At 39.9% G+C, this 3,601-nt stretch carries 3 protein-coding genes and 1 pseudogene; 2 read left to right on the top strand and 2 right to left on the bottom strand.

The genetic code is table 11. The features are described from left to right. The first annotated feature begins 381 nt into the window (after positions 1-381). Both mutY and DBR11_RS28420 read left to right on the top strand, forming a co-directional pair. A complete protein-coding gene (gene mutY, locus DBR11_RS28425) occupies positions 382-1,431 on the top strand; it encodes an A/G-specific adenine glycosylase (protein WP_108555902.1) in 1,050 nt (349 codons plus the stop codon). 9 nt (positions 1,432-1,440) lie between these two features. Further along, complete coding sequence (locus DBR11_RS28420; protein ID WP_108555901.1) at positions 1,441-1,875, top strand: single-stranded DNA-binding protein; 435 nt, start codon at positions 1,441-1,443, stop codon at positions 1,873-1,875. A gap of 67 nt (positions 1,876-1,942) precedes the next feature. Here DBR11_RS28420 and DBR11_RS28415 read toward each other — a convergent pair whose 3' ends face one another. Beyond that, on the bottom strand, positions 1,943-3,346 hold the full coding sequence (locus DBR11_RS28415) for a DUF4270 domain-containing protein (RefSeq protein WP_108555900.1): 1,404 nt from the start codon (positions 3,344-3,346) through the stop codon (positions 1,943-1,945). Between the two features lie 22 nt (positions 3,347-3,368). After that, positions 3,369-3,601 (bottom strand): annotated as a pseudogene (locus DBR11_RS28410) (starch synthase); the annotation flags it as partial.

Here is a 3,601-nt window from a genome sequence, read left to right as displayed (position 1 = left end):
TTCTTGCACATCTACCTTTTCAATTCCTGTCTTTGTTGATATCTCTGAAATAATATCTGCCTTAGTCATATTTTCTATTATTAAATTATTGTGTGTTAAATATTATAAGTGTTTTGGGGTTGCAAAAGTATTGCTTTTTAATGAGATAGGAAAATAAAAGATAATTTATTTGCTTCTTCTTTGATCAGAGAATTGCAAGTTTTGTAAAAACGCTGGAAGATTATCGTTTAAATGCTGTCCTGAATAAAGTTTGCCAGGCTTCCCGCAGGATAAAAAAAAGATCTGTGAGGATAGAAATCGGAGTTAAACAGATGAAATAAAAGTACTAAAACGAGAATATTCTCATAAAAAGACCAGGGAGACAACGTATTTTTGGCCCTTATGCACTTTCAGAAAGAAATAACCAACTGGTATCATATTCATAAAAGGGACCTCCCCTGGCGAAATACCAGGGATGCTTATGTGATCTGGCTGTCTGAGATCATTTTGCAACAGACAAGAGTAGAACAGGGATTGCCATACTTCAATAAATTCCTTCAGGAATACCCAACAGTAAGTCATTTTGCAGCGGCTACAGAAACCCAGGTGCTCAAATTATGGCAAGGCCTGGGTTATTACTCCCGCGGAAGAAATATGTTGCACACAGCGCAGCTAATTGAGGAATTGTACGGTGGTGTTTTTCCGGTCAGTTACGATGAGCTGATCAGGTTGAAGGGCATTGGTGAGTATACCGCTGCAGCCATCTCCTCTTTTTCTTCAGGAGAAGCAAAGGCCGTACTGGATGGTAATGTTTTTAGAGTACTGGCCAGGTATTTTGGAATCCGTACGCCAATCAACAGTACTGAAGGAAAAAAGGAGTTTTCTGAACTTGCCCAGTCTCTGATGGAGGGGCAGGATCCTATGGTGTATAACCAGGCCATTATGGAATTTGGTGCCTTGCAGTGCAAGCCTAAATCTCCCAATTGCTCTGTTTGCCCATTGCAGTTGGATTGTTACGCCTTTCAGCAGAAGGAGGTGGCTATACTTCCGGTAAAGCTGAAGAAGCTGGTGAAGCGCAACCGCTATTTTAATTATATGATCCTGCAAAATGGAGCAGATATTCTGATCAGAAGAAGAAACCCTGGAGACATATGGCAGCACTTGTATGATTTTCCGCTGATAGAGACGGAGGAAGAGGCCGGTATCTTTAATCTGGATCTTTACGAACGCATCCGGCAAGAATATGGTAAGGACGTGATTATACATCCGGTCATGCAAATGAAGCATGTCTTAACTCACCAAATTATATATGTTCAATTTTTTGCTTTAGATAATTATATCATTAACTTTAAAGGTAATACGGATATAAAGTGGGTGGGAAGAGCAGAATTGGACGATTTGCCCCAGCCTAAAGTAATCAGCAATTTTATAAATGCCCATTTAACCAAATAATATAAGCACATGTCAGGTATCAATAAAGTAATTTTAGTTGGACATTTAGGTAAGGATCCTGAAGTCCGGCATTTAGAAGGAGGTGTAACAGTTGCAAGCTTTCCGCTGGCTACCTCAGAAACTTATAATAAAGACGGCAAACGAGTTGAGCAGACTGAATGGCATAATATTGTTTTATGGAGAGGGTTAGCGGAAGTGGCTTCGAAATATTTACAAAAAGGGAAATTGGTCTATATCGAGGGCAAGCTTCGCACGCGTTCTTTTGAAGACCGGGAAAAGATTAAAAAGTATGTAACGGAGGTAGTGGCTGAGAACTTTACCATATTAGGAAGAAAAAGTGATTTTGAAGCGGCTCCTGTTAGTCCAGGTCAGAATATTTCGGCACCAAAGCACGAAGATGACTTTCTGGATGTGGATGGTGTTTCGGGTGACTTGCCTTTCTAAGAAAATAAGATATCATAAAAAAGCCCTGCTTGGATCAAGCAGGGCTTTTTTATGATATCTTAAATCGTTAATTGATCTTGGTATAGTAAATATTTAACTTAACCCTGTTGGTTGTGTTTTGGAATGAACCAATAATAGACCTGTTGGCAATACTTACAGAAGACCCAATGCTGTATTCTGGTGCAGTTGGTGCAATATAGGTTCCGTAGTCCATTGTTTTTCCATCCAGAATATCCTGAAGATAAGCGGTAAGAATAAATTTATACTGCTTTTTAGTGGTGTCGTAGCTGAAAAACTGAGCAGCAGCCCTTGGGTCAACTCCTGAACTTAAACCTGCGGTATTGTCTGGAAGGTAGCTTCTCTGTCCTGCAATGTCTAACCTGTATAGTGTCAGGTTTTGGAGTGCTGGAAAAACAGCGTCGGTACCATTACTTACATCAACAAGTAATTCTGCTTTGTTGATAACGATTCTTCCGCCAATGGTATTTAGTAAATTTTTAAGCGACGGAAAGCTGATCTTGGTCCTTAAGCCGGCAAGAGGTTGCAGGTAAGTAGTTGTAAATTGCTGCTTTGGTGCAGCAAGCTGTGCCTGCACACCAGTACTCCAGGTATGATCAACTTTAGCTGCAACAGGTCCGGATGTTGTACCTACAGCAAATTCTGCATATACAGTATCAATTGCTGTTGTTGTTGTTGCGTTCTGTCTTTTGTAATAGACTTCGAGTTTTGAGTTTGATGCAAAATTCATGAACATAATACCGCCTGTCCCTGTTGTTGAAGCGGTTAAATAAAGTCCTTTGAAAACATCAGTAAAACTTGGTCTGTTTAGCAATTGAGCAGTGCTTAGGTTCGCAATATTTTGCTGAACAAATGAATTGCTCAGTTTGATCCTCATTTGAGGCACAACAGATTTTAAAGTATCTGCAGCTCCGGTTACAATGCTGGTAATTTTAAACGGTGTAGTTGGTTTTATTTTTGCAGAATAAGTTCCATAAACAGCAGCGTCATATTTCCATTCCCTGTTGCTCACAAACGAAGTCTCATTGTCCATATTGCTTTTCAGCTGATGTACATTGACCGTATACACAGAACTTGTAGTATCTCCGTAGAACTGGGTAGAATAAGGCAATACCAGTACCGCCGAATCTATTACCGGGTTTGTCCCGAAAGTATAAGCGGTATTTCCAGGCGTACTTACACTCAATGCCAGGCTGGCCTGCGAAGTTCCGAAGTCAGGGTCGTTCAGAAAACCCAGAGGATAACGTGTTGGATTGCTTCCGCCGGTGCCCAGATAGGTGGTTAGCGGATCATCGGTTACGGTCCTGGTGGAAATGGTTAAAGTATCTACAAGGTTGCCCTGTATTGCGTTGTTTGGATCAAGGTCCAGGCCCAAAGTGTTGGACTTATTACAGGAGCTAAAAATAAAAAGACTTATCAACAGGGTCAATAAGTCTAGTTTTGAAAATTTCATATTTAAATTGATAATACCGTGTTTATGCTATTGAAACCATTTCTTCATTCGAAATCTCCTCATAAAGTGAATAGAAATTGTCGAAATTTTCGGTTAAATTATAAGCTAAAGTTGGTTTATTAGAATCTTTAACAAATTTTAACACATCTGCTTCAAGATTTTCATCTGCCAGTACAACTGCGTCTGAATAAGAAACAGCGCCTTTGTGCAGGGCATTACAATCTGCTTTTTCAAACACTTTAGTGTCTTCTTCAG

Origin of the sequence: Pedobacter sp. HMWF019, from assembly GCF_003061025.1 — a bacterium.
Classification (GTDB): Bacteria; Bacteroidota; Bacteroidia; order Sphingobacteriales; family Sphingobacteriaceae; genus Pedobacter.
The sequence above is the reverse complement of the archived record's forward strand: the minus strand, read 5'-3'. Positions and strand labels throughout refer to the sequence as shown.

Bases quoted from the DNA above. Each gene is read 5' to 3' on its own strand.
- DBR11_RS28420 (WP_108555901.1), top strand. From the start codon at position 1,441: ATGTCAGGTATCAATAAAGTAATTTTAGTTGGACATTTAGGTAAGGAT.
- DBR11_RS28415 (WP_108555900.1), bottom strand. From the start codon at position 3,346: ATGAAATTTTCAAAACTAGACTTATTGACCCTGTTGATAAGTCTTTTT.
- mutY (WP_108555902.1), top strand. From the start codon at position 382: ATGCACTTTCAGAAAGAAATAACCAACTGGTATCATATTCATAAAAGG.